Source organism: Dolichospermum planctonicum, assembly GCF_005402965.1.
Taxonomy (GTDB): domain Bacteria; phylum Cyanobacteriota; class Cyanobacteriia; order Cyanobacteriales; family Nostocaceae; genus Dolichospermum; species Dolichospermum planctonicum.
The window spans coordinates 143,502-163,497 of the sequence record NZ_BJCF01000003.1; the positions used below are offsets into that span (position 1 = coordinate 143,502).

The 19,996-nt window shown below is 40.0% G+C and carries 15 protein-coding genes and 1 tRNA gene; 13 read left to right on the plus strand and 3 right to left on the minus strand.

Going from position 1 to position 19,996, the window contains the following annotated elements; translation table 11 throughout:
* The first annotated feature begins 86 nt into the window (after nucleotides 1-86).
* The 3 genes from sat (at nucleotide 87) to FFO06_RS02620 (ending at nucleotide 4,439) form a co-directional block, all read left to right on the plus strand.
* A complete protein-coding gene (sat, locus tag FFO06_RS02610; RefSeq protein WP_137906629.1) occupies nucleotides 87-1,268 on the plus strand; it encodes a sulfate adenylyltransferase in 1,182 nt (393 codons plus the stop codon).
* A 76-nt stretch (nucleotides 1,269-1,344) separates the two neighbouring features.
* A complete protein-coding gene (locus FFO06_RS02615; RefSeq protein WP_137906630.1) occupies nucleotides 1,345-3,510 on the plus strand; it encodes a caspase family protein in 2,166 nt (721 codons plus the stop codon).
* Nucleotides 3,511-3,608: 98 nt separating this feature from the next.
* Nucleotides 3,609-4,439 (plus strand): Uma2 family endonuclease, encoded by an 831-nt coding sequence (locus FFO06_RS02620; RefSeq protein ID WP_137906631.1) that lies wholly within the window; start codon nucleotides 3,609-3,611, stop codon nucleotides 4,437-4,439.
* 323 nt (nucleotides 4,440-4,762) lie between these two features.
* Here FFO06_RS02620 and FFO06_RS02625 read toward each other — a convergent pair whose 3' ends face one another.
* Nucleotides 4,763-5,635: an S-methyl-5'-thioadenosine phosphorylase gene (locus FFO06_RS02625; RefSeq protein WP_137906632.1), complete on the minus strand. Its 873-nt coding sequence runs from the start codon at nucleotides 5,633-5,635 to the stop codon at nucleotides 4,763-4,765.
* 295 nt (nucleotides 5,636-5,930) lie between these two features.
* The gene (locus FFO06_RS02630) at nucleotides 5,931-6,923 is read right to left on the minus strand and encodes a zinc-dependent alcohol dehydrogenase family protein (RefSeq protein WP_137906633.1); all 993 of its coding nucleotides are present in this window, start codon (nucleotides 6,921-6,923) and stop codon (nucleotides 5,931-5,933) included.
* Between the two features lie 273 nt (nucleotides 6,924-7,196).
* Between FFO06_RS02630 and rimP the strand changes: the two genes are divergently transcribed.
* From rimP to FFO06_RS02665, 6 genes are all read left to right on the plus strand, one after another.
* Nucleotides 7,197-7,658: a ribosome maturation factor RimP gene (rimP, locus tag FFO06_RS02635; protein ID WP_137906634.1), complete on the plus strand. Its 462-nt coding sequence runs from the start codon at nucleotides 7,197-7,199 to the stop codon at nucleotides 7,656-7,658.
* A gap of 138 nt (nucleotides 7,659-7,796) precedes the next feature.
* Complete coding sequence (gene nusA, locus FFO06_RS02640) at nucleotides 7,797-9,050, plus strand: transcription termination factor NusA (RefSeq protein ID WP_190372765.1); 1,254 nt, start codon at nucleotides 7,797-7,799, stop codon at nucleotides 9,048-9,050.
* 59 nt (nucleotides 9,051-9,109) lie between these two features.
* A complete protein-coding gene (locus FFO06_RS02645; protein ID WP_137906635.1) occupies nucleotides 9,110-9,379 on the plus strand; it encodes a YlxR family protein in 270 nt (89 codons plus the stop codon).
* Nucleotides 9,380-9,850: 471 nt separating this feature from the next.
* Nucleotides 9,851-12,955, plus strand: a complete 3,105-nt coding sequence (gene infB, locus FFO06_RS02655) for a translation initiation factor IF-2 (protein WP_137906636.1) — start codon at nucleotides 9,851-9,853, stop codon at nucleotides 12,953-12,955.
* A 365-nt stretch (nucleotides 12,956-13,320) separates the two neighbouring features.
* Entirely contained in the window at nucleotides 13,321-13,569 is a 249-nt protein-coding gene (locus tag FFO06_RS02660) for a hypothetical protein (protein ID WP_137906637.1), read from the plus strand.
* A gap of 399 nt (nucleotides 13,570-13,968) precedes the next feature.
* Nucleotides 13,969-15,594 (plus strand): DUF1565 domain-containing protein, encoded by a 1,626-nt coding sequence (locus tag FFO06_RS02665; RefSeq protein WP_137906638.1) that lies wholly within the window; start codon nucleotides 13,969-13,971, stop codon nucleotides 15,592-15,594.
* Nucleotides 15,595-15,645: 51 nt separating this feature from the next.
* Here the strand turns inward: FFO06_RS02665 and FFO06_RS02670 are convergent, their stop codons facing one another.
* Nucleotides 15,646-15,909 carry a DUF3493 domain-containing protein gene (locus tag FFO06_RS02670; RefSeq protein WP_137906639.1) on the minus strand — a complete coding sequence of 88 codons (264 nt, stop codon included), beginning with the start codon at nucleotides 15,907-15,909 and terminating at the stop codon, nucleotides 15,646-15,648.
* 33 nt (nucleotides 15,910-15,942) lie between these two features.
* On the opposite strand from FFO06_RS02670, the gene FFO06_RS02675 reads away from it, so the two are divergent.
* The 4 genes from FFO06_RS02675 to FFO06_RS02695 all read left to right on the plus strand — a co-directional run bounded on the left by FFO06_RS02675 (nucleotide 15,943) and on the right by FFO06_RS02695 (nucleotide 19,943).
* Nucleotides 15,943-16,014: transfer RNA gene (locus tag FFO06_RS02675), tRNA-Thr, on the plus strand.
* Between the two features lie 150 nt (nucleotides 16,015-16,164).
* A complete protein-coding gene (locus FFO06_RS02680) occupies nucleotides 16,165-17,889 on the plus strand; it encodes an ABC transporter ATP-binding protein (RefSeq protein ID WP_137906640.1) in 1,725 nt (574 codons plus the stop codon).
* A gap of 1,546 nt (nucleotides 17,890-19,435) precedes the next feature.
* A complete protein-coding gene (locus FFO06_RS02690; protein ID WP_028090951.1) occupies nucleotides 19,436-19,690 on the plus strand; it encodes a type II toxin-antitoxin system Phd/YefM family antitoxin in 255 nt (84 codons plus the stop codon).
* A complete protein-coding gene (locus FFO06_RS02695) occupies nucleotides 19,683-19,943 on the plus strand; it encodes a Txe/YoeB family addiction module toxin (protein ID WP_137906641.1) in 261 nt (86 codons plus the stop codon). Before FFO06_RS02690 ends, FFO06_RS02695 begins: the two co-directional genes overlap by 8 nt.
* Nucleotides 19,944-19,996 lie beyond the last annotated feature (53 nt).

Here is a 19,996-nt window from a genome sequence, read left to right on the forward strand (position 1 = left end):
TCACAAAAATTTCACAAAAATTTAACAATGTCTACAAAAATTTGATAAATTAATACATAATTCGCAACAATTAGGGAAACATTACCTTGAGTTATCATCCAGAAGCAAATGCCCCCCACGGTGGAGAGTTAATTAACCGAGTTGCTTCGGCAGCACAAAGAGAAATATTTCTGGCCAAAGCTGACTTTTTACCCCGTGTGGAACTTGATGAACGAGCAGTTTCTGATTTAGAAATGATTGCTATTGGTGGTTTTAGTCCGTTGACTGGTTTTATGAACCAAGCAGACTACAATCGAGTAGTTACAGAAATGCGGTTAGCTAACGATATTGTTTGGTCAATTCCCATTACATTATCTGTAACCCCAGCAGTGGCAGACCGTTTAGAAATAGGTAATTTGGTGCGTCTGGATAACCCCAGCGGGCAGTTTATTGGGGTGTTGGCATTAACCGAAAAATATGCTTACGACAAACAACGGGAAGCTATTAATGTTTATCGCACTGACGACCGTAAACATCCCGGCGTGCAGGTAGTATATAATCAGGGTTCTATTAACTTGGCTGGTGATATCTGGTTATTACAACGGGACTCTCATCCCCATTTTCCTAGCTACCAAATTGATCCTGCTGCTGCACGGGAAATGTTTAGAAACAAAGGATGGAAAACAATTGTCGGTTTCCAAACTCGTAATCCTATCCACCGGGCCCATGAGTATATTCAAAAGTGCGCTTTAGAGACTGTTGATGGTCTATTCCTACACCCACTGGTAGGAGCAACTAAGGAAGATGATATTGCTGCTGATGTGCGGATGCGTTGTTATGAAATTCTGCTAGAACACTATTATCCCCTAGATAGAGTAATTTTAGCAATTAATCCCGCAGCAATGCGTTATGCAGGTCCGAGAGAAGCAATTTTTCATGCCTTAGTTCGCAAGAATTACGGATGTACACATTTTATTGTCGGACGGGATCATGCTGGTGTAGGTGATTATTACGGCACTTATGACGCTCAGTATATATTCGATGAATTCGCGCCAGAAGAGTTGGGAATTGTGCCAATGAAGTTTGAACACGCTTTTTACTGCACACGCACCAAACAAATGGCTACAACTAAAACCAGCCCCAGCAGACCAGAAGAACGGGTTCATCTGTCTGGAACAAAGGTGCGGGAAATGTTACGTCGGGGTGAATTACCACCACCAGAATTTTCTCGTCCAGAAGTAGCTGCTGAATTAACACGGGCTATGCAAATTTCGCCTGTATTAGTTTAGATTAAGACTAGAAACTTGACTCTATGGACTTCAGCCTTTAAGCTATTACTGACGGGCTGGGGTCTGATGGTTAATTATGAAACGGCGTAAGTTTTTACAAGAAATTAGCTGCGCCTTAGCAGCATTAGGACTAGCACAAGAAGAGTGGTTAAGTTTAGGCAATCCTTATTACCAGGCTTTAGCACAATCCAAATCTCGCAAGTTAGCATTCTTGATAGGTATTAATCAATATTCACAAAGTCCTGCCCTGGCTGGTTGTGTCACTGATGTGGAATTGCAAACAGAACTGTTAATTAATCGCTTTGGTTTTGCAGCAGCAGATATTCTGAATTTAACAGACAAACAAGCAACTAAAGACCTAATTACAGCGGCTTTTGTAGATCATTTGGGTAAGCAAGTCAAACCTGAAGATGTGGTGATTTTCCATTTTTCAGGTTATGGTACTCGCGTGAAGACAAATGATCAAATCCCTGACTTCTTCAAGAATTCGGGGATCTACAGCACGGGAATATTACAAAATGCTATACTTCCCGTTGATGAAAATAATTTAGGAGATGGAAAATCTGTAAACTATTTACTAGAAGAAACTCTCTTACTATTATTGCGATCTCTACCTACAAATCAAGTTACAGCAGTATTTGATACTAGTTACTATCATTCCAGTGAATTAAAATCCACAGGTTTGCAAATTCGTACTCGTCCAGAATTATCATCTCTGACTTTGGCAACGGAAGAATTAGAGTTTTTATCACAACTCAAAAATCAAAAATCACCTATTAATAATGCCCTGATTCTTAAAGCCACTTCAGAACCAAATCAACAAGCAGGAGAATTACTTTTTCCTAGTTGGAGTGCGGGATTATTTACTTATGCGTTAACTCAATATTTGTGGGAAACTACTCCCCAAAAAACAATACAAGTTCTTCTCTCTCATCTGGGTAGTTCTATATATAAGCTAGGTGGTAAACAACAACCAAGCCTATTAAGTGCGCGGAAAAATCCTGAAAATGCTGTAATTGCTGATTATTTCCCGATTGATAACTTTAGGGGTGTAGGTATAGTTAAAGCCACAGAAGATGATGGTAAAACAATCAAATTATGGTTAGGAGGATTACCTCCCCTGGTTCTAGCAAATTATGGCGTAAATTCTCGTTTAACTCTGGAGACTGGAGAAGAGTTAATTATTAAATCCCGAACTGGTTTAATAGCTAAAGCCCAAGTAGATAAAGAAATTATCAAATTAGCACTTGGACAAATAGTACAAGAAGCTGTTCGCGTATTACCCAGAAATATTCATGTGAATATTGCCTTAGATCAGGGTTTAGAAAGAATTGAACGGGTAGATGCTACCAGCGCCTTTTCAGGAATTAGCAATGTGGCTAATATTGTCACCAGCACAGAAACCGCTGATTATGTCTTTGGTAAAGTTTCCCAAATACCCAGCCGTTATGGTGTTTTTTCCCTGGGTGGTGAACTAATTACCAATACCGTAGGGGAAATTGATGAAGCTGTAAAAGTAGCAGTGCAACGATTAACACCAAAATTTTCTACCCTGTTAGCATCAAAATTATGGCAACTTACGGAAAATGAGGGTACTTCCCGTTTACCAGTTAGGGCAACTTTAGAGGTTGTTAATAACATTTTACCTCGTATTCTCATGGTTAGGGAAACCGTAGAAACTGCTAATAGCGATAAAACCTATCCCAGACCCAGTTATTCCCCCACCGCTATTCCCACAATTTCTGTAGGTAGTCTGGTGCAATATAAAATTGAAAATTTGAGCGATCGCCCTGTATACTTGATTCTAGTAGCTTTAAATAATAACCAAAGTGCCTTTGCCTTTTATCCTTGGCAAGTTTTTCCACCAAACAACATTTCTCCTCACAAACCCCAATTAACAGAAATCCTCATTCCTCCGGGCAAAACCGTCAAAATTCCAGATAATCAACCTATACCCGGTTGGTTAGTTCCGACACTTTCTACCTTTTGTCAACACCAAATTATTCTCAGCACAAACCCCTTTAAGGAAACTCTCACAGCCTTAGCCACTGCCAAATATCCTACCACAGATCAACAAGCCATTAGTCCTTTAGTTAATCCTTTAAAAGTTGCCCAAGCTCTATTGCAAGACTTACATCACAGCAGTAAAGTTAAAGATGATATTAACCCTACTACCACTGATGCTTATATTTTAGATGTCAATAATTGGGCAAGTTTAAACTTTAGTTTTCAAGTTGTTTAAGTAGCATTTGCTGGTAATTTGGGTGATCAGTGCCATAAAAATTTTTGGTGATGAATTATAGTTAATACTAAGGATAGTAACTTATCAAAATCAAACCTATGGCTTTAACCGCACAAGAAATAGAAGCATTAATGCCAGATTGCACGGAACTACTCAGCGACGAACCAGAAATGGAAAGCTCCTTACATTATACACAACTATTAATATTAGTAACTTGCTTAGAATGGTTATGGCGCGATCAAGAAGATTTCTTCATTGGTGCAAATCTCAGCATCTACTATAGTCGACAACAGTTAAAAAATCGAGACTTTAGAGGTCCAGACTTTTTCCTAGTCAAAAACACGGAAAAACGTCCCCGTGCTTCCTGGGTAATATGGGAAGAGGACGGTAAATATCCGAATTTGATTATTGAATTACTTTCTGATTCTACAGCCAAAGTAGACAGAGGATTAAAAAAAGAATTGTATCAAACTCGATTTAGGACTCCTGAGTATTTTTGGTTTTCCCCGAATACCTTAGAATTGGTAGGCTGGAGATTAGTAGGAAATGAATACGAAAGTATTAGTCCTTCAGAAAATGGTTGGTATTGGAGTCAGGAATTAGGATTATATTTAGGAGTGCTGGAAAATAGGTTAAGGTATTTTACCGTTGAGGGTAGATTAATACTTACGCCAGAAGAAGCAAATTTAGAAGAAATTAGAAAAGCTGAAGCTGAACGTCAAAAAGCTGAAGCTGAACGTCAAAAAGCTGAAGCTGAACGTCAAAAAGCTGAAGCTGAACGTCAAAAAGCTGAAGCTGAACGTCAAAAAGCTGAAGCTGAACGTCAAAAAGCTGAAACTGAACAGCGAAGGGCTGATGAGGCAGAGATTAAAGTAGCAATTTTAACTCAACGGTTGAAGGAATTAGGTATTGAACCCGATGGTTTATAACTAAGAGTATTCCCATGCAAAAATACCCAATTGTCATGGTAAATGAAGCCCAAGACGAATTAAACAATATAAATTTGTTGCGATTACTAGGCTACACTTACATTCGGTTGTAATATCATTGATTGATTTTAAAACTCTAATGAGGATGCTTGGAAAGTCAAAAAGGATAGAGGTTTTGAAACCCCCATCCCAGTAACAAAAGTTTTTCCTTTTCCCTCTCCTTTTAGGAGAGGGTTAGGGGGAGTTAGGGAGGTTAGGTTTTTTAGGTGTATTTGTGTCTTATAAGACTTTCAAACAAAACATCCTCTCAGGCAAAATATTCCTTACAAATACTTCTCTAACAATAACCGCAATTTTTCCTTAGTTGCTGTCGGTGCTTTGTCCAGATTCGTTAAAATAGCATACTTTAAAGCTGAATGAGCATCACTGACAGGATAAATTTCGCTTAATTGCTTTACGGTTTCTTGAATTACCTTTTGAGCATTTATCGCGTTTTTATGTAAATTACTAATTACCATTTCCACCGTCACACTATCATGATCAGTATGCCAACAATCATAATCTGTCACCATTGCCAATGTTGCATAAGCAATTTCCGCTTCTCTAGCTAGCTTTGCTTCTGGTAAATTTGTCATACCAATCACTGTAGCATTCCAACTGCGATAAAAATGAGATTCCGCTTGAGTGGAAAAAGCCGGTCCCTCCATACATACGTAAGTACCGCCATAATGTAAGGTAATATCTGGTAAATTTAAAGCAGCGATCGCATCCGCTAAAATACCAGATAACTTTTTACAAATTGGCTCACCAAAAGCGATATGAGCAACAATACCTTCACCAAAAAATGTAGAAATTCGATTTCTGGTTCTATCAATAAACTGATCAGGAATTACCATATCTAGGGGTTTAGCTTCAACCTTCAAAGAACCCACAGCGCTCGCAGATATTAAATATTCTACCCCTAATTGCTTCATAGCGTAAATATTAGCCCGAAATGGCAACTCAGAAGGTAATAGAGTATGATCACGACCATGACGTGCTAGAAAAGCTACCCTTGTCTCCTCTAAAGTTCCGAGAATAATCGCGTCAGACGGAGAACCAAAAGGTGTAGAAATTTCTACCTCCTCCACATCTTTAAGCGCGTCCATTTTGTACAAACCGCTACCACCAATAATTCCAATTCTAGCTACTGTCATATTATCAAACCTGTGATTAATTGGTCTAAAAAGTAATTTTACGGGAAATATTACAACTATTTCCCATCATGGTTAGAAACAATTTATGGGAGTTAAGATATGATGCTTTTTTTCAAAATCCAGAATTCAGTCACTCCCCAATTTTCTCACCATATATACCATTTCCTCCTCCACAAAGGTAGAGATTCATCTGCGTTGATCTGTGTTTATATGCGGTGAATTTCCTATTATTGTACCTGGAAAAGAATGGGAATGTTATAAACACAATCATCTCAACAAATTTCCTACTTAATTATCAATTTAATAAAACAACCTTACCTAAAACAGAACCATTTTCAATTAAAGTATGTGCTTGTGCTGCTTGAGATAAAGGAAAAGTTTGACTAACTTTAATCTTTAACTTACCTTCATCTATCCAATTAGCGCACTGTTGTAAAATATCTCCATGATGTTCTAATGCTTCCACAATTCCTGATAACATTGGTGTCAGCATTAATTCCAAACCAATTCGCAGATTTCTATTTCTAGCCACCTTCCAAACAGTATTAGCTTTAGGTTCGAGAATAGTGACAATATCACCATAAATGCGTACTGCGGGAAAAGACTTTTCAAAAATATCACCACCAACAGTATCAAAAACTAAATCCACACCTGCACCATCAGTCCAGTCTAATACAGAATTGACAAAATCAGTTTCTCGATAAAAAATCACTTGATCAGCGCCAATTTCAGTAACTAAACTAGCCTTTTCTAAAGAACTAACCGTAGTTGCTACCCTTGCACCTTTTAGTTTAGCCAATTGAATAGCTACATGACCAACACCACCAGCCCCAGCATGAATTAATACACTTTCTCCCGGTTCAAGTCTTCCCCGTTCATATAAAGCTTCCCAAGCAGTAATTAAAACCAGGGGTGCGGCTGCTGCTTCCGCAAAAGAAACAGACTTGGGTTTAAAAGCGACAAATCTTTCATCAATAGTAGTATATTCAGCGTAATTTCCCTGATGTGATCCCAAACCACCATAACAAAAATATACTTCATCACCAACCCGAAACCTTTGCACATCAGCACCCACAGCTTCCACTATACCAGCGCCATCACATCCTAAAATAGCCGACTTATGCTCAGGATAAAATGTACCTCGTTGACGTAATTTAGTATCAATAGGGTTAACACCAGCCGCTAAGATACGAACTAGAATTTCTGTATTTGTTGGTACGGGTTGAGGTACTTCCTGTAATTGCAAAACATCCGGCTTACCCGCTGCTGTCATTAATATTGCTTTCATGCTTTTCCCCCCAATGTACTTGTTTAACTCAAATTAAAAATTACAAACAAATGACAAAAATGAATAACCACTAATTCAGAAATCTCTTTATTCCGTTATTCCCTATTCCCACTTCCTACCCCCCTAATTTTTGAGAGACCATCTTTATTAATTAAAGAAATAGGCTACACTCATGTTAGGGGCGAACTCATGGAGTGCGTCACAAGACTTCTTGGAAGATATCCCTATCGCAGGAAGTGGGTTGAAGCCCACTTTTTTTTATTGAATTCTCTCATGACTCATCCTTTAATACCACAAATTATTGATTTGGCGACACCAGTAGCAACAGAATTAGGATTGGAAATTGTTAATGTAGTTTTTCATACAAATCAAAGTCCTCCAATCCTACGGGTAGACATATTTAATCCTCTACAGGACATTGGCCTGGATGATTGTGAAAGGATGAGCCGTGCCTTAGAAGCGTCATTAGATGCGACAGAGATCATACCAGACGCTTATATATTGGAAGTATCTAGTCCTGGTATTTCAAGACAACTGGTAACAGACAGGGAATTTATTTCCTTCAAAGGATTTCCTGTAATTATTTCCACTTCCCCACCCTACGAACAAAAGCAAGAGTGGATAGGTCTATTGATTCGCCGGGACGAAACTACAGTTTACCTTAACCAAAAAGGTCGTGTAGTGGAAATTCCCCGTGACCTCATCACCAGAGTACAAATAGATGAGCGTAGGTAATCAATATTAGATTTTAGACATTGGATGGGAGACCGGGAAAAAGGTAATTGGTGCGGAGTAATTGGTCATGGAGAAACAATTACCCATCACCCATTATCTCATTGTGCTGACTTTACATAAAATTTTAGGAGACTGCGTATGTCAATGGTGACTTTATCGGGATTAAAAGAGCTAATTGAAAGTATTAGCCAAGAACGCAACTTACCGCGTTTAGCTGTACAAGCAGCCATTAGAGAAGCATTACTCAAGGGTTACGAACGTTATCGTCGCGCCCAAAATTTAGAACGTAAACAATTTGATGAGGAGTATTTTAAGAATTTTGAAGTAGAATTAGATATAGAGAGCGAAGGATTTCGTGTTCTTTCTACCAAAAACATTGTTGAAACAGTTAGTAACACAGACCATCAAATTTCCCTAGACGAAGTACAGCAAGTAGCCCCAGAAGCCCAACTGGGAGATTCTGTAGTCTTGGATGTCACCCCAGACCAAGGAGAATTTGGGCGCATGGCCGCCATGCAAACTAAACAAGTATTAGCGCAAAAATTGCGAGATCAACAACGCCAAATGGTGCAAGAAGAGTTTCAAGACTTAGAAGGCACAGTTTTACAAGCTAGAGTCTTACGATTTGAACGCCAATCTGTAGTTTTAGCAGTTAGTAGCGGCTTCGGACAATCAGAAGTAGAAGCAGAATTACCAAAGCGAGAACAGCTACCCAACGATAACTATCGAGCTAATGCTACCTTTAAGGTATATCTAAAAAAAGTTTCCCAAGGACAGCAAAGGGGTCCACAATTGATGGTATCCCGTGCTGATGCCGGTTTAGTCGTTTATTTATTCGCCAACGAAGTCCCAGAAATTGAAGATGAAGTAGTGCGAATTGTCGCCGTAGCCCGAGAAGCCAATCCCCCTTCTCGTTACGTTGGACCTCGGACAAAAATTGCCGTTGATACCCTAGATCGAGATGTAGACCCCGTTGGTGCTTGTATTGGTGCCAGGGGATCAAGAATCCAAGTCGTAGTTAACGAATTACGGGGAGAAAAAATTGATGTCATTCGCTGGTCACCAGACCCAGCCACCTATATTGCCAATGCGTTGAGTCCAGCAAAGGTAGATGAAGTCAGGCTCATGGACCCAGAAAGTCGCCAAACCCACGTTTTAGTAGCAGAAGATCAACTGAGTTTAGCCATTGGCAAAGAAGGGCAAAATGTGCGATTAGCAGCCCGTCTCACTGGTTGGAAAATTGATATTAAAGATCAAGCTAAGTATGATTATGAAGCCGAAAATACTAAATTTGCAGCAGTAAGAGCGCAATATCAATCACAAAATTATGAAGATGAGAGGACAGATAGAGAAGATGAAATCGCAGAAGAATTAGAATCAGAAGAAGATTAACATACCAGGAAAGACAATATCCGGGGAAGATGATTTTTTCTACTGACCACTGACCACTGATGAAACCCAACTATCGGCGTTGTATTAGTTGTCGCCAAGTCAACTTGAAGCAAGAGTTTTGGCGGATTGTCCGCGTCTTTCCATCGGGAAAGGTACAATTAGATCAGGGCATGGGGCGTTCTGCCTACATTTGTCCTCAGGAGACTTGCCTCCAAGTAGCTCAGAAAAAAAATAGATTAGGGAAATCGCTGCGAGGGGCAGTGCCAGATGCAGTGTATCAAACATTGTGGCAACGTCTAAATCACAGCAATCCCCAAGATATTATTTAATGGTGACAACAAAAATTGCGATAATCTCTAAAGAGATGATGACAAAAGCTGAACTATTAGTGATCTAATCCTCACCTTTAGTATCGCTCAAGTTGGTGCCAAAATGGTAAATGGGTGTAAACAGCTTTTTCGATCTCTCTTTCCTGGGAGGCCGCAGGGCATTACTCCCAAAAAGTTTTTCTGGATTGTGTTGTAGAAAACGCATAAAGAAAGCAAAACAAAAAAATCAAAAATGGCAACCTGGTAGCGCCAAAGCGCAGTTGGGCATTAACCATCACCTCCGCGATGATCAATCGCGTCAGGAAAATTAAATGGTGGCAAAGCCAGCATGAAACCGAAACATCTCTCTTTCCTAACTGGAGGCACCGGCAATATCACCAAGGGCAACCGAAAAAACAGTGATCAAAGGGTGGAGATGTCACAAACCAGGCAACCATCCGTTAAAACTGTAAATTAAAGGGGAAAGAGTGGATGAACAACGGCAAAGTTAGAATCTATGACTTATCAAAGGAATTGAATTTGGACAATAAAGAGCTATTAGCAATTTGCGACCAGCTCGACATTGCAGTCAAAAGCCATAGCAGCACGATTTCTGAATCAGAAGCTGAACAAATTCGTACCGCAGCCCAAAAGCTCATTGCCGCCAATTTAGCTGCTAAAAAGGCTGCTAAAAAGGAACAAGGTACAAATGGCCATAGACCAAATTCATTCCCAAACCACAAGAGCACCAATCACAAACAGCAAATTCTGGAAATTCGCAAACCGAAAATATTGAGAAACACCACCACCAACACACCAGATGCTTCAGTAGCGACTGCTGCTGCTGACGCTAATCATCCTTCACCTCCACGGACTTTCGCTACACCAGTGTCACCCATGAAGCCGACGGCACCAACTCGACCAGTACCCAGGAATCAATCTGAAACTCCGCACAAGCCTAATATCACCCCACCGGAACAGGTATCTAATCCTCAACCAGCAGGGGAAAAGGTAACGGCGGAAAAACCAGAAAAAATATCTGTTCCCAGACCGAAACCAGAAAAACCCCAAAAACCCCCATTGGTTTCTCCTCCCGCCAGAGTAGATGGGACAAAACCACCAGAAACACAATCTGTAGGAGTTTCCGAAAAACCCGTCCTCAAACGCGATCGCCAACAACGTGCTGAAGAGAATCCCCATCCGATTCGAGGTAAAGCTAATAAACCTTCATCGGATCAAAGTTCATCCCCAGCACCATCAAAACCCAGTCGTGCTACTTCAGCCCCGACAAAACCAGAACAGCGAATTGGTAAACCATCAGTGGGTGGTGACAGCCAACGCCCTCGACCAGCACGCTCCAGTGAACCAGTGGCCGCCATGCCCATTGCCACTCCACCCCGGCATAATGTGGGAGGGGGGAAGAAGGAAGTATTAGATAATACACTAATAGTTCCCGATATCCTGGATTTAAAACGTCCCACACCTCCACGTCTAAACAAAGGTGGGAAAAAATGGCAAGAAGAAGAAATCATTGACGAAATCAAAGAAAAGGCTAAGATTGGACCAAAGGGCAAACGGGTCAAACCAGTCTTAGAAGATGATTTACTCGATGAAGAGGATTTACTTGATGAAGGTCTGGGTGAAATTTCCGCAGCAGTCCAAGTCAGTCTTTCCATTGCCCGTCCTCCCAAACCTAAAGGGACTCGCCCCGGTGCGCCAACGGTAGCGGTTGTAGCTGCTCCCACCACTAGAGGTAAAAAATCTAGTTATTCCCGCGAGCAACATCGTCGTCAAGAAATTGTAGAACAAAAACCAGACCGTCCAGCCACACTGGCTGTCACCGGTCCATTAACAGTCCAAGAATTGGCGGATGCCTTGGTAATTGCCGATACAGAGATTGTCAAAATCCTGTTTATGAAAGGCATGGCCGTCAGTATCACCCAAAACCTGGATATTCCGACTATTACCCTAGTAGCCAAAGAACTAGAGGTAGAAGTCGAAATCGTGGAACGGGAGGCCGAAGCTCGCAAGATCACAGAAATGATTGACGTGGAAGACTTGGATCACCTGATTCGTCGTCCTCCAGTGGTCACCATTATGGGTCACGTAGACCACGGTAAAACCACCCTCCTCGACTCTATTCGCAAAACTAAAGTTGCGGCTGGAGAAGCTGGCGGTATTACCCAACATATCGGCGCGTATCATGTTGATATAGTACATGAAGGCAAACCACAGCAGATTGTCTTCCTAGATACTCCCGGACACGAAGCCTTCACAGCTATGCGTGCCAGAGGTGCTAGGGTGACAGATATAGCCGTTTTGGTCGTCGCTGCTGATGACGGTGTTCGTCCCCAAACCATCGAAGCTATTAGCCACGCTAAAGCCGCAGATGTTCCCATTGTTGTCGCTATCAACAAGATTGATAAAGAAGGCGCACAACCAGAGCGAGTTAAACAAGAACTGACTAATTACGGTCTCACCGCTGAAGACTGGGGTGGTGAAACTATTATGGTTCCCGTCAGTGCTATCAGGGGCGAAAACCTCGATACTCTCCTAGAAATGATTATGCTGGTATCGGAAGTGGCCGAACTATCCGCTAATCCAGATCGGGCTGCTAAGGGAACAGTCATTGAGGCTCATTTGGATAAAGCTAAGGGTGCTGTTGCTACCTTGCTGATTCAAAATGGTACTCTCCACGTTGGGGATATGCTTGTAGCTGGTTCGGCCTTTGGTAAAGTCCGCGCCATGGTTAATGATCGAGGCCGGCGTGTAGACGTTGCTAGTCCATCCTTTGCTGTCGAAGTATTGGGTTTAAGTGATGTCCCCGCTGCTGGTGATGATTTCGAGGTCTATGAAAACGAGAAAGAAGCTCGTTCTATAGCAAGCGATCGCGCGGACAAACAAAGACAATCCCGCTTGTTGCAAGGTCGTGTCACTCTCACAACCCTGTCAGCACAAGCACAAGAAGGCGAGTTGAAAGAACTCAACTTGATCCTCAAGGGCGACGTGCAAGGTTCTGTGGAAGCCATTATTGGCTCTCTACGCCAAATTCCTCAAAACGAAGTCCAAATTCGGATGCTCCTGGCTACGGCTGGAGAAATCACCGAAACAGACATAGACTTAGCTGCGGCTAGTAACGCTGTCATTATTGGCTTTAATACCACTTACGCCAGTGGTGCTAGACAAGCAGCGGATGAAGCAGGTGTAGATGTTCGAGAATATAACATCATCTATAAACTCTTGGAAGACATCCAAGGGGCTTTAGAAGGTCTCCTCGAACCAGAATTGGTGGAAGAACCCTTGGGACAAACAGAAGTCCGTGCTGTCTTCCCCGTTGGCCGGGGTGCAGTTGCCGGTTGTTATGTTCAATCTGGTAAACTGGTTCGCAACTGTAAAGTGCGCGTCCGTCGTCATAATAAGGTGGTTTATGAAGGTGTTCTCGATTCCCTCAAACGGATGAAAGAAGATGCCCGCGAGGTCAACGCAGGTTATGAATGTGGTATCGGCATTGATAAGTTCCATGACTGGGTGGAAAATGACATCATTGAAGCCTATCAAATGGTAACTAAACGTCGTACCCTAACCATGACGAAATAGTTCCGTGATCAGAACGTTGAGTGCTGAGTTGATGAGTGTTGAATTAAGATTATTTAGAGTTCAACACTCAAATAAGATAAACTCAGCACTCCGTAATTCACGACTAATAACGTTGATCAAAATTCTCTTTTTCATGAAAAACAAGTTTTTTGCAAATTTTTGACAGCAAATTCCGCTTTTAGTGATTAACGAGACAGAATTTATAGGGGTAAAACCATTATTTTAGGAAAAGTTTAAGCAAAATTTGATAATTTTAGGTCTGGGTGACTAGATTTACGTCTTTCCCCTTGAGTTTGCAATAAATAGACATCTAAAATCCCAAATCTCAAATTTTCTGGGAAGTGAAAAATCAGGAATGAGAAATTATGACTCAATTTCCAACTTCTAGCGATTACGCGCATCAACAGGACAACAAAGGCTATGGCAGTAGTGAGCCTAGAGATATCCAATTATCTGCTAACAAACTACTCTGGCAGGAACTAAAATATGTTATATCTGGTAGTTCCGGTTTTAAACGGTGGCAACTAGAATGTAATGCTCAATTACAAAGTTTACGCCTAGATCAACAAGTGCAAATGTATTTACGAGAGACTTTAGACACTTTAGCTTATTAATCATTTGGCCAATACTTACCACCTGCTTTTAGCAGAAGACTTGAGGATAAGAAATCTTATCCTCAATTTTTATGTATATCAGGGAACAAGAAAGAGCAGATCAGAGTCAAAAACCGCAGAAACTGAACTATTCAAATATTTTTACCCCCAAAAATTTTCAGTTTCTGGCTTAAAACCCACCCCAAAATTCAACAACAAATTCAACAACAAATTCAACAACGGAGGTTCTGTCCAATAACGGTAATTGAAAGGTTCAGTTACGTGTTTTTTTTAATCATAATTTTAGTTAAAAAATTGCCAATCATCGGGTATAGTTTGTCTTATGTTGTTACAGAATTCAATCTGTCACCTGAGACTCTTGTGAAAGTACCATCATTAAACACACAATTCAGTAAGAAAATGAAAAATCAGGGTTTCCATATTTCTAGTTTATCCTTGCAAGCCAGCCTTACAGCTTTGTTATTAATTGCTGGTAGTTCTACTCTGGTATCTAATCAGGTTAAGGCTAGTGCTACCCCAATTTTAACAGCCCAAGCCTCAGCCACAGCCACCATAATTTACGTTAACTCAGCTACAGGACAAGATACCGCTGGTGCTGGAACCGTAGCAGCACCTTATAAAACAATTACCTTTGCCCTCTCCAAGGCTCAACCAGGAACAGTAGTTCAAGTCGCCCCTGGTACTTATAGTAAAGATACTGGGGAAACATTTCCCCTAGTCCTTAACTCAGGCGTGACACTTCAAGGTGATGAGGGTAACAAAGGTCAAGGTATCTTAATTAGTGGTGGTGGTGTTTACACCAGTCGCACCTGGGCAAAACAGGATATTACACTGTTAGCTAACGATAATAGTATTATTACAGGTTTAACTTTTACCAATTCTAATTCACGCGGGACTGCTGTATGGGTAGAATCAAGTAACCCTGTGATCAAAAATAGTACCTTTACTAACAGCAATAGAGATGGTATTTATCTTACTGGTACTGCTAATCCCCAAATTGAAAGTAACATCTTTTTGAAAAACGGGGGTCAGGGCATTTCCGTAACTAAATCGGCACAAGGTTCGATTCGTGGCAACTTATTTCAGAATACTGGTTTCGGTGTAGCAATTGGTGGTAGTTCCACACCTTTATTAGAGGCTAATAACATCACTCAAAATAAGAGTGGTTTGTATATTTCGGAAACAGCAAAACCCATACTCCGTAAAAACGCAATTCGCAATAATACACAGGATGGTATAGTCGCTACCATTAATGCCGCCCCTGACCTCGGTACTAGCAGCAATCCTGGTGGTAATCTCATCCGTGATAACGCTCGTTATGATCTGAACAATTCCACTAGGGGCAAGATTACGGCAATTGGCAACGATATTAACCAGAAGAAGATCTCCGGTCCTGTTGATTTTATTGCTGCTACAGTGACTGCACCTCCTGATGGTAATACTGCTTTTAAAGATGTGCAAACAGGTTATTGGGCAAAAGCTTACATTGAAGCTTTAGCTTCTCAAGGTATTATCGCTGGTTTTCCAGATCGCAGTTTCAAACCCAATGAACCCGTAACTCGCGCCCAATTCGCTGCCATTATCAACAAAGCTTTTAAACCCTCAGCAACTCGCAAAGCCATTACCTTTAAAGATGTAAAAACTAATTATTGGGGTTATGGTGCTATTCAAGCCGCTTCTAGTAGTCCATTCCTGAGCGGCTATCCTGACTTAACCTTTAAACCAGAACAACAAATTCCCAGAGTCCAGGCAATAGTGGCCTTAGCTAACGGTTTGGGTTTAACTGCCAGTGATCAGAATGCAATCAAATTCTACACTGATGCTGGTCAAATTCCCAGTTATGCAGCAGGTCCTGTGGCCGCAGCAACTTCACGGCAATTAGTCATTAACTATCCAAACGTGAAAGAGCTTGCTCCTAAGCGTCAAGCAACTAGAGCCGATATTGCGGCATTTGTCTATCAAGCTTTGGTTAGTGCTGGTCGTGTTCAACCTATTGCTTCTCAATATCTTGTAACTACTAAGTAGTTAGCAACAGGGCAGAGGAGAAATATGATCTTCTCTTCTCCCTCTTGTCTGTTATTTATCCCCTCTATTTTCCCATTTCCACAGAAACACCATTAGCCCAATTACTCCCATCTGGATTGCAAAATTAGGCAATGCTCGTTCAATATCGCGCCCTGCTAGGAGTTGGAAAAAGAAGACAAAGGCACCAATAAAACCCGAAGCACCCACGCTGATATAGATAAATTGCCTTAACCCCCGATAGGGTGCGGCTACTTCCGCTTTTAAACGTTCATATTGTTGCGGTTTGAGATTATTTGGAGAATTTGGTTCTATCATCAATAAATTATGTTATAATGTTTGACTGTGTAGGCCGATGTGGCTCAGGGGTAGAGCAACTGATTCGTAATCAGTAGGTCGTGGGTTCAAATCCCATCATCGGCTTTAAGTGTACATTCGCAGATTATATTATATGTTGCGGTTCGCAAATTAATGTCGCGGTTGCTGTTTTTTGCAGTCAATGTTTATTCCCCATAGTAACCGAAAACTGCTATTGTCAAACAAAGGAAAATATTTTTTTGTGGATGTTACAACTTGACAACACGTTCTCATTATTGGCAACTTTTACCCTATATCCGCACCCAATGGCCAACTATTATTAAGGGTTTTGTGGGCATTTTAGGCTATGTGCTGGCAACATTAACCCTAATTAATGTCGCAGGGAAGTTAGCAGTTCCCTTTGGTAATGGTAATGTATTAGCGATCGCTCAATTAGCCGCAATCAGTGCTGCTATTTTTCTGGTCAGGGGCTTTTTTCAGTCCGTGCAAGACTTATACATGGCCAAGGCCGCTTTAAGGGTAGCTTTTGATCTCCGACAACAGGTTTATACCCATTTACAAAAACTCAATCTTAGCTTTTTTGAAACTGCTAAAGCTGGAGATTTATCTTATCGTCTCACGGAGGATATTGACCGGGTTGGAGAAGTAATTAATAAGCTTTTCCATGATTTTACTCCCTGTGCTTTACAGTTAATTGCTATTCCCATTTACATGATTTATTTAAACTGGCAACTGACTTTAGCCACGGTAATTGTTGCCCCAATCATGGGAATTTTAATTGGTTGGTTTGGGGAACGTTTACGAAAATATTCCCTCAAAAGTCAAAGTCGTATTTCTGATTTATCTGCTATTTTAACAGAGGTTTTTAGCGGTATTCGCTTAATTCAAGCTTTTGCAGCGGAAAAATACGAAATTGATAGGTTTAGTTTTGAAGCAGAACGCAGTTTTAAAGCTAAATATTCCGTAGAAAGATTAAAGGCTATTCAAATTCCCATTGTCGGGTTTTTAGAAGCTGTCAGTGCCTTATCTTTATTAATGGTAGGAACTTGGCAAATATCTCAACGTAATTTAACCGTCGGTGAATTTTTTAGTTATTTAACAGCAGCAGCTTTGTTAATTGACCCAATTGGACATACTACTAATAATTATAATGAATTTAAACAAGGTGAGGCATCAATTGATCGGGTTTTTGAGTTATTAGCAATTCAACCAACGGTATTAGAAAAACCTGATGCTATTAATTTACCTGCTGTTAATGGTAAAGTCGAATATTCCAATATTACTTTTGCCTATCAATCGGGAGAAACGGTTTTAAAAAATATTAGCCTATTAATAATGCCCGGTCAGGCTGTTGCTTTAGTTGGTGCTTCCGGTGCTGGTAAAACTACTTTTGTGAACCTGTTACCTCGATTTTATGATGCGGAATTTGGAGAGATTTTTATAGATGATATCAATATCCGAAATGTGACTTTAAATAGTTTAAGAAAACAAATTGGCATCGTTCCCCAAGAAACAATTATGTTTTCGGGAACTATTGCCCAAAATATCGCCTTTGGACAGAATGATTTTGATATTCAAGCTGTTGAAAAAGCCGCAAAAATCGCCAATGCTCATCAATTTATTCAGCAATTACCGGCAGGTTATCATACTTGGGTGGGAGAGCGAGGTGTGAATTTATCAGGGGGACAAAGACAAAGAATAGCTATTGCTCGCGCAGTCCTGCTTAACCCGCAAATTTTGATACTTGATGAAGCTACGTCTGCTTTAGATTCTGAGTCAGAAGCTTTGGTACAAGAAGCTTTAGAGAGATTGATGAAAAACCGCACTGTATTAATTATTGCTCATAAATTGTCAACTGTCAGAAAATGCGATCGCATTTTAGTATTAGAGAAAGGACAAATTGTCGAATCAGGAAATCATCAGCAATTGTTAGAATTAGCAGGGAAATATGCGCGGTACTATGCTCAACAGTTTTCCTAAAGTTACTCACTGCATGAAATGATAAGTATATATTATACATTATCAATAATACTTTTAATATTCAAATCTGGCTACAATTCTATGTAACATTTTCTTAACAATTAATTGAGAATTATTTTTATTTAGCAACGAGCTTGCAATACTTTCCGCGATTTGCTAGAATTATTGAGAATTTCATAATTGGGTTACTATTGTCAATTTTGTACCCTGCTCAAAAGATGATCTTTAAAAGTCTTTATTTACAGTCGTTTCAGAGATCAATTTTCAAAAAAATACAAAACTTTACAAATTAGCAGTAGTTTTCAAGGGTAAATTGGGGAAAAATTATTCAACAAATAATGTACTTTGACTGATAGTACAAATATACTATTGACAAATAGAGTAACTTATGGTATGTAGGGTGTGTTAGCGACAGCGTAACGCACCATGTTATCAAATAAATCGTTTAAATTTTCTAATGTGCGGTTATTAATAATTGAATCGTGATCATATCGCATCAATCATAAGGATGATGTAGAGACATTTCATGAAACGTCTCTACAATGTGGTTTCCCTAAAGGATACCAGTATTATAGGTTGAGTTGAGAAACGAAACCCAACACCCCTGACTATCACACCGCTAATATTGGGTTTGAAACTGTTTCACTTCATGCCCTTCAGGATCTTGCTACAACCCAACCTACAAAAATTACAGAACTTACGCAACTGGCACATTAAACTCTTGTGGTGCGGGCATCTTGCCCGCACAAGGTGTACCTCACTCAAAGCTACTTGCTGTATGCAATAGCAAAGCACCCTACAACACAAGTATCGGGTAGATAAGCCATGATTAAAATTCTATTTCTTTAGCTGGTAATAGTTCATCTCAATAAGATTCAAAGATAATATTTTCTGCTATACCTTAATGCTGTATAATTATTTCTGGACAAGCAGTAGGTTTAGTTTGTAAGAAGGTCTTGGGGTGTTTCAGAAAGTTATATTTTACCGTTTTTATAGATTCCTTGAATGGTTTGCAACATAGATTTTTTTCATGATTACATTGCCAAATAGTCATCGGCATTTCTAACATTTTTCATAAAGCTTGTTTTAATTTATGGATTTTTTGTAAAATATCTTTGCGTAGTTCACATAAGCCGAACCACTCAAAAAAATCCATTTCATCTCCTAAATTTCCTGAGTTAAATTGTTCTAAAAATTGTTCAGAAGCGAGTTGATATTTTTTCTCAAATTTATCTATATCTAAATTATAAATAGCGAGTTTTTGACCATAACGGGTTTAAATTACATTTAAAAGTTGTCCAATAATTCTATCTAATTCTGTGTTGTCGCTACAGTTTTCACTCAACAATTCTAATTTTTCCAATGTATTCATAATTATATATGCCCTTAGTGAATTTTTTCTTGATTATACACTATTCCAGGTAATAAATACCATATATGGGTGCGGCTCTTTTAGGAAGACAAAATACTACATCCGCGTCTAGGGATTGTAAAATTTGCCCAAACCCGCTATACTTGTACAATAAACAGTACAGGTTCGCCGCCCATGAAAATTATCTCTTTTAGCGAGGCCAGAAATAGTCTGAAAACAGTTTTAGACCAGGTGACAGAAGATGCCGACTATACAATTATCACTAGACGGGATGCTGATGATGCGGTGGTGATGTCCTTGGAGTTTTTTAATAGTCTTATGGAGACTGTGCATTTATTGAAGTCTCCAGCAAATGCAGCCCATCTAGAACGTTCCATTGCTCAATTTAAGCAGGGGAAAGTGGTGCAGCGAGATTTGTTAAATGAGTAGAATGTTGGCTTGGACTGATGAGGCTTGGGGTAATTATCTTTACTGGCAAGGGCAAGATCAAAAGACTCTCAAAAGAATCAATAAGTTGATTAAAGAAACGATACGGATGCCTTTTGAGGGTATTGGTAAACCAGAGCCTCTCAAAGAAAATTTAGCCGGATTTTGGTCACGTCGAATTGATGATACAAATCGTTTGGTTTATGCTGTTGATGATGTCTATGTAATTATTCTTTCTTGCCGATATCATTATTAATTTTGCACTAAGTAGGTTGGCGTTAAAAATTGTCGTTATGACAAGGGAACAGG